Annotated in this window: 6 protein-coding genes; 1 reads left to right on the plus strand and 5 read right to left on the minus strand. The window is 69.2% G+C overall.

Annotated elements, in window-relative coordinates; translation table 11 throughout:
• Positions 1 to 16: 16 nt before the first annotated feature.
• The 5 genes from fusA to A6R01_RS08535 form a co-directional block, all read right to left on the minus strand.
• The gene (gene fusA, locus A6R01_RS08515; RefSeq protein ID WP_292605027.1) at positions 17 to 2,137 is read right to left on the minus strand and encodes an elongation factor G; all 2,121 of its coding nucleotides are present in this window, start codon (positions 2,135 to 2,137) and stop codon (positions 17 to 19) included.
• An 80-nt stretch (positions 2,138 to 2,217) separates the two neighbouring features.
• A complete protein-coding gene (rpsG, locus tag A6R01_RS08520) occupies positions 2,218 to 2,688 on the minus strand; it encodes a 30S ribosomal protein S7 (protein ID WP_292605028.1) in 471 nt (156 codons plus the stop codon).
• 1 nt (position 2,689) lies between these two features.
• Positions 2,690 to 3,064: a 30S ribosomal protein S12 gene (gene rpsL / locus A6R01_RS08525; RefSeq protein WP_028636428.1), complete on the minus strand. Its 375-nt coding sequence runs from the start codon at positions 3,062 to 3,064 to the stop codon at positions 2,690 to 2,692.
• 220 nt (positions 3,065 to 3,284) lie between these two features.
• Positions 3,285 to 4,574: an MFS transporter gene (locus tag A6R01_RS08530; RefSeq protein WP_292605033.1), complete on the minus strand. Its 1,290-nt coding sequence runs from the start codon at positions 4,572 to 4,574 to the stop codon at positions 3,285 to 3,287.
• 96 nt (positions 4,575 to 4,670) lie between these two features.
• Positions 4,671 to 6,134, minus strand: a complete 1,464-nt coding sequence (locus tag A6R01_RS08535; RefSeq protein ID WP_292605029.1) for an NCS2 family permease — start codon at positions 6,132 to 6,134, stop codon at positions 4,671 to 4,673.
• Positions 6,135 to 6,204: 70 nt separating this feature from the next.
• Here A6R01_RS08535 and A6R01_RS08540 point away from each other — a divergent pair, with 70 nt between their 5' ends.
• Positions 6,205 to 6,495: a DUF2530 domain-containing protein gene (locus A6R01_RS08540; protein WP_292605030.1), complete on the plus strand. Its 291-nt coding sequence runs from the start codon at positions 6,205 to 6,207 to the stop codon at positions 6,493 to 6,495.
• Positions 6,496 to 6,511 lie beyond the last annotated feature (16 nt).

The following is a 6,511-nucleotide window of genomic DNA, read 5'->3' on the forward strand; positions in this document are numbered from 1 at the left end:
GTGCCGAGGGCTGGGACTACTCGCCCCGTGCCTTCTTGACGATCTCGTCGGCGATGTTCGAAGGAACCTCGGCGTACGAGTCGAACTCCATCGAGTACGACGCCTGGCCCGAGGTCTTCGACCGCAGGTCACCGACGTACCCGAACATCTCCGACAGCGGCACGAGGGCGGACACGACGAGGTCGCCGTGGGACTCCTCCTGCGCCCGGACCTGACCGCGGCGGGAGTTGATGTCGCCGATGACGGTACCCAGGAACGACTCCGGGGTGGTCACCTCGACGGCGAACATCGGCTCCAGCAGCACGGGCTTGGCCATGCGGGCGGCCTCCTTGAAGGCCTGGTTGCCGGCGATCTTGAACGCGAGCTCCGAGGAGTCCACGTCGTGGTAGGCGCCGTCCTCGAGGGTGACCTTGACGTCCACCATCGGGTAGCCGGCGAGCACGCCGAACTGCAGCGCGTCCTGTGCACCCTGGTCGACCGAGGGGATGTACTCCTTCGGGACGCGACCACCGGTGACGGCGTTGACGAACTCGTAGCCGGCGCCGGTACCGGTCTCGGGGTCGATGTTCGGCTCGATCGACATGACGACCTTGGCGAACTGACCCGAACCACCGGTCTGCTTCTTGTGGGTGTAGGAGTGACCCTTGACCTCGCGACGGATGGTCTCGCGGTAGGCGACCTGCGGCTTGCCGACGGTGGCCTCGACCTTGAACTCCCGCTTCATGCGGTCGACCAGGATCTCCAGGTGCAGCTCGCCCATGCCGGCGATGATGGTCTGGCCGGTCTCCTCGTCGGTCTTGACGACGAAGGTCGGGTCCTCCTCGGCCAGGCGCTGGATGGCGACACCCAGCTTCTCCTGGTCCGACTTGGTCTTCGGCTCGATGGCGACCTCGATCACCGGGGCCGGGAAGGTCATCGACTCCAGGACCACCGGGTTGGAGGAGTCCGAGAGCGTGTGACCGGTCTTGGTGTCCTTCAGACCCATGACGGCGACGATCTGACCGGCGCCGACCGAGGCGATCTCCTCACGCTTGTTGGCGTGCATCTGGTAGACCTTGCCGATCCGCTCCTTGCGGCCGTTGCTGGAGTTCAGCACGGTGCCGCCGGCCTCCATGATGCCGGAGTAGACGCGGACGAAGGTCAGCTTGCCCAGGTGCGGGTCGGAAGCGATCTTGAACGCCAGCGCGGCCAGCGGCTCCTCGGTCGAGGGCTTGCGGGTGATCTCGTTCTCCGGGATCTCCTCGACGTTCGGCTTGTGGCCGGTGATGCCCTCGACGTCGATCGGGGAGGGCAGGTAGTCGACGATCGCGTCGAGCAGGGGCTGGACGCCCTTGTTCTTGAACGCGGTGCCGGTGAGGATCGGGTTCAGCTTGTCGGCCAGGGTCGCGCGACGGATCGCGGCCTTGAGCTCCTCGACGGTGAACTCCTCGCCCTCGAGATACTTCTCCATGACCTCGTCATCGGCCTCGGAGAGGGTCTCGAGCAGCTTCTCGCGGTACTCCTCGACCTTGTCGGCCATGTCGGCCGGGATCTCCTCGACGACGTAGTCCTCGCCCTGGGCGGTCTCGCCGCGCCAGACCTTGGCGTTCATCTCGACGAGGTCCACGACACCGATGAAGTCGCCCTCGGCGCCGATCGGCAGCTGGAGGACCAGCGGGGTCGAGTTGAGCTTGTTCACGATCGAGTCGACCACGCGGTAGAAGTCCGCGCCGGTGCGGTCGAGCTTGTTGACGAAGCACATCCGCGGGACGGCGTACTTGTTGGCCTGGCGCCACACGGTCTGCGACTGCGGCTCCACGCCGGCCACGCCGTCGAACACGGCGACGGCGCCGTCGAGGACGCGCAGCGAGCGCTCGACCTCGACGGTGAAGTCGACGTGACCGGGGGTGTCGATGATGTTGATCTGGTGCTTCTTCCACCAGCAGGTGGTCGCAGCAGAGGTGATCGTGATGCCACGCTCCTGCTCCTGCTCCATCCAGTCCATCGTGGCAGCGCCGTCGTGGACCTCACCGATCTTGTAGGAGATACCGGTGTAGAACAGGATGCGCTCGGTGGTGGTCGTCTTGCCGGCGTCGATGTGCGCCATGATGCCGATGTTGCGGACCTGCTTGAGGTCGGTGGTGATGTCGACAGCCACGTTTAGTCGCGTTCCTTAGGTCGAGGGGGTGCGGGGTGTGAGCGGGGCGGCGCGCCGGTCGGCGGCCACCCCGCCCGAGGTCACCAGCGGTAGTGGGCGAAGGCCTTGTTGGACTCGGCCATCTTGTGGGTGTCCTCGCGCTTCTTCACCGCGGCACCGAGGCCGTTGGAGGCGTCGAGGATCTCGTTCATCAGGCGCTCGGACATCGTCTTCTCGCGACGGTCCTGGGCGTAGCCGACGAGCCAGCGCAGCGCGAGCGTGGTGCCGCGCGTGCCCTTGACCTCGATCGGGACCTGGTAGGTCGCACCGCCGACGCGGCGGGACTTGACCTCGATGGCCGGCTTGACGTTGTCCAGCGCGCGCTTGAGCGTCACGACCGGGTCGGTGCCGGTCTTCTCGCGGCAGCCCTCGAGGGCGCTGTAGACGATGCGCTGCGCGACCTGCTTCTTGCCGTCCTGCAGCACCTTGGAGACGAGCTGGGTGACCAGCTGCGACCCGTAGACCGGGTCGACGTCGATCGGCCGCTTCGGAGCGGGGCCCTTGCGCGGCATGTCAGCTCTTCTCCTTCTTCGCGCCGTAGCGGCTGCGAGCCTGCTTGCGGTTCTTGACACCCTGGGTGTCGAGGGTGCCGCGGATGATCTTGTAGCGGACGCCGGGGAGGTCCTTCACACGGCCGCCGCGCACGAGCACGATCGAGTGCTCCTGGAGGTTGTGGCCCACGCCGGGGATGTAAGCGGTGACCTCGACGCCGCTGGACAGGCGCACACGGGCGACCTTGCGCAGGGCGGAGTTCGGCTTCTTGGGCGTGGTGGTGTAGACGCGGGTGCAGACGCCGCGGCGCTGCGGAGATCCCTTCAGGGCAGGCGTCTTGTTCTTCGACACCTTGTCCTGGCGGCCCTTGCGGACCAGCTGGTTGATGGTGGGCACCTGGTGGTTCCCCTTCTTTTCCTCTTCTCACTGCGCAGCGATCTGCTCCGCAGGGTGTGACGGCGGCCGGACGTGCTCCGCCGTGCGTGCCGGGTGGTGCTGCTCAACCCGCGTTGCTCGCCCCCGAGGTCGGGCGTGTCGCCCTCAGCACGGTGCCGCCCCGATCCCGGGGAGGCGGTGGACAGTGCGTGGCGGCCGATGCCGGGCCTGTTTCCGGCAGCTACTTCCGCGCACGCGCAACGGCCTGGTCGTCCCAGACACGAGGAATGAGGCTACCCGGCGCCCGCAGGGCGGTCAAAACCCGACGAAGGCCCAGGAACAGGGCCGCGGACAGCAGCGTCCCGACCACCGTAGCGGCCCCTCCGACCAGCAGGGTCCAGCGGGCTCCCCAGGTCTCCCCCACCCAGCCGATGAAGGGCGCGCCGAGCGGGGTCCCGCCGATGAAGATCATCATGTACAGCGCCATCACGCGACCACGCATCACCGGGTCGGTGTGCAGTTGCAGGTGGGCGTTGGCACTGGTGATCATCGTCAGCGCGGCCAGGCCGAGCAGCGGGCACAGCAGCGCGAAGGTTAGGTACGACGGAGCGAGCCCGGCCACCATCTCCAGCGCCCCGAACGCCACCGCCGCCCCCACGACCAGCCGGTGCCGCACGTGCGGGCGCCGGGCGGCCATCAGCGACCCGGCCAGCGAGCCGACCGCCAGGAACGTGCCGAGCAGGCCGTACTCGGTCGGGCCGCGCCCGAACACCTCGGTGGCCATCAGCGCGCTGGTCATCTGGAAGTTCAGCCCGAAGGTGCCGGCGAAGAACACGATGCCGAGGATCAGCAGCAGGTCGGGCCGACCCCTGACGTAGGCGACGCCCTCGCGGACCTGGCCGGGTCGCCGCGGCACCCGGTCGGGGGTGCGCAGGGCCGCCCCGTCCAGTGCGCGCAGGGTGAGCACGGGAGCGGCGTACGAGAGGCCGTTGAGGAGGATGACCCAGCCGGTGCCGACGGCTCCGGCGCCGAACGCGGCGATCAGGAGGCCGGCCAACGCCGGGCCGATGATGCGCGCGGTGTTGAAGCTGGCGGAGTTGAGCCCGACGGCGTTGGTCAGGTCGTCGGGTCCGACGATCTCGGAGACGAAGGACTGGCGGGCCGGGGCGTCGAAGGCGGAGGCCACGCCGAGCACCAACGCGAGCACGTAGACGTGCCAGATCTGCACCTGGCCGGTGACCGCGAGGAGCCCCAGCACGACGGCGGGGACGGCCATGGCGACGTTGGTGACCTGCAGCAGCCAGCGCTTGGGGACGCGGTCCGCGACCACGCCCGCCAGCGGGGAGAGCAGCAGGAACGGGAGGAACTGCAGCCCCGTGACCACGCCGAGGGCCGCGCCCGAGCCGGTGAGCACCAGCACCAGCCAGTCCTGGGCCACCCGCTGCATCCAGGTGCCGACGTTGGACACCAGGGCACCGGCGGCGTAGCGCCGGTAGTTGGCGTTGGACAGGGCGCGGAACGTGGGGCTCAGGTCGTCGCCTCCGGGACTGGGCGGGAAGGGTGTCGACCGGTCAACAACGTGTCGGGGTCAACCATTCCCGGCCCCCGGTCGACCGGGGGCCGGGTCTCAGGTGAGCCAGGCGGTGATCGGGTCGATGGCGAAGTAGACGACGAACAGCGCGGCCACCACGAGCAGCAGCGGGTGGAGCGCGCGGGCCTTGCCCAGGACCAGCTTGATCAGCACGTAGGAGACGAACCCGGCGCCGATGCCGACGGTGATCGAGTAGGTGAACGGCATCAGCACGATCGTGAGGAACGCGGGGATCGCGATCTCGAGGTCGGCCCAGTCGACTCCGGTGACCTGCTGCATCATCAGGAAGCCCACGAGGACCAGCGCCGGGACGGCCGCCTCGGACGGGATCGCGCTCACGATCGGCGCGAAGAAGGTCGAGAGCAGGAACAGCAGACCGGTGACCACCGAGGCCAGACCGGTGCGCGCACCCTCGCCGACGCCCGAGGCCGACTCGATGTAGGAGGTGTTGGACGACACCCCGCCCAGGCCACCGGCGATCGCGGCGACGGAGTCGACGACCAGGATCCGCTCGGTGTGCGGCGGGACCCCCTCGGCGTCGTTGAGGCCGGCCTCCGCACCGATGGCGGTCATCGTGCCCATGGTGTCGAAGAAGTCGGCGAGCATGAGCGAGAAGACGAGCAGGATCGCACCGATCACCCCGACGGCCCCGGCGGAGAAGGCCCCGAACAGGTCGACCCGGAACAACGTGCCGAAGTCGGGCACGTCCACGATGCCGTCGAAGGTCGGGACGGTCAGGCCCCATCCGCCGGGGTTGCTCTCCACGTCACGGGCGCCGAGGTCCAGGGCCGCCTCGAGCAGGAAGGCGCCCAGGGTGGTCACCGCGATGGCCAGCAGGATCGCGCCCTTGACCCGGCGCACCCACAGGGCGATGAGAAGCAGCAGGCCGAGGCTGAACACCAGGACCGGCCACCCCGACAGCTGCCCGGTGGCGCCCAGCTGCACCGGCGTACCGGCACCGGGACGGACGAAGCCCGCGTCGACGAACCCGATCAGCGCGATGAAGAGGCCGATGCCGACCGAGATCGCGACCTTGAGCTGGTTGGGGACGGCGTGGAAGACCGCGCTGCGGAAGCCGGTGAGCACCAGGACGAGGATCACCACGCCCTCGAGCACCACCAGGCCCATCGCCGCCTCCCAGGTGGAGACCGTGGCGATCGAGAACGCCACGAAGGCGTTGAGGCCGAGCCCGGCGGCCAGGGCCAGCGGGAACTTGGCGACCGAGCCCATCAGGATCGTCAGGACGCCCGCCACCAGGGCGGTGCCGGCCGCGACGGCCGGCAGGTTCGGCTCGGAGCCCCCGCCGAGGTAGGCCCCGGTGGAGTCCGGGACCAGCCCGAGGATCAGGGGGTTCAGCACGATGATGTAGGCCATCGTCAGGAACGTGACGACCCCGCCGCGGACCTCACGGGCCACGGTCGAGCCGCGGGCGGTGATCTCGAAGTATCGGTCGAGGGCGCTGGGGGCGTGGGGGCTGCTGGTGGTCCCGGGGGTGCTCACGGAGGCACACCCAACCAGACCCTCCCGGCGGGCGTCGAGACGGGCCGTGACGACGGCTACAGTCGCGGTCGTGGACCTGCGCGACGAGCAGCCGACCCAGCACGAGATCGGCAACCGGACCTTCCTGGTCGCCGACGTCGACCCGCTCGACGTCGACGGGGTGCGGACCGTGTCGGTGGGCTCGGGGATGTTCCTGCTCGGCTTCTTGGCGCTGCTCCCGTTCTACGGCTCGCTGGAGGAGAACGGCCGCACCTGGTGGCTGTGGATGTGCCTGACCGGCTTCGCGCTCGGGCTCTTCGGCGTGGAGTACTGCCGGCGCCGCCGCGCCGCCCGCGACCGGATGCGCGAGGACGGGGAGTGAGCACTCCCCCGTCCCT

The organism is Nocardioides sp. REDSEA-S30_B4, from assembly GCF_001627265.1.
In the GTDB taxonomy this organism is placed as follows: domain Bacteria; phylum Actinomycetota; class Actinomycetes; order Propionibacteriales; family Nocardioidaceae; genus Nocardioides.

Coding starts and splice junctions, on each gene's coding strand:
- rpsG (WP_292605028.1), bottom strand. CDS start 2,688: ATGCCGCGCAAGGGCCCCGCTCCGAAGCGGCCGATCGACGTCGACCCG.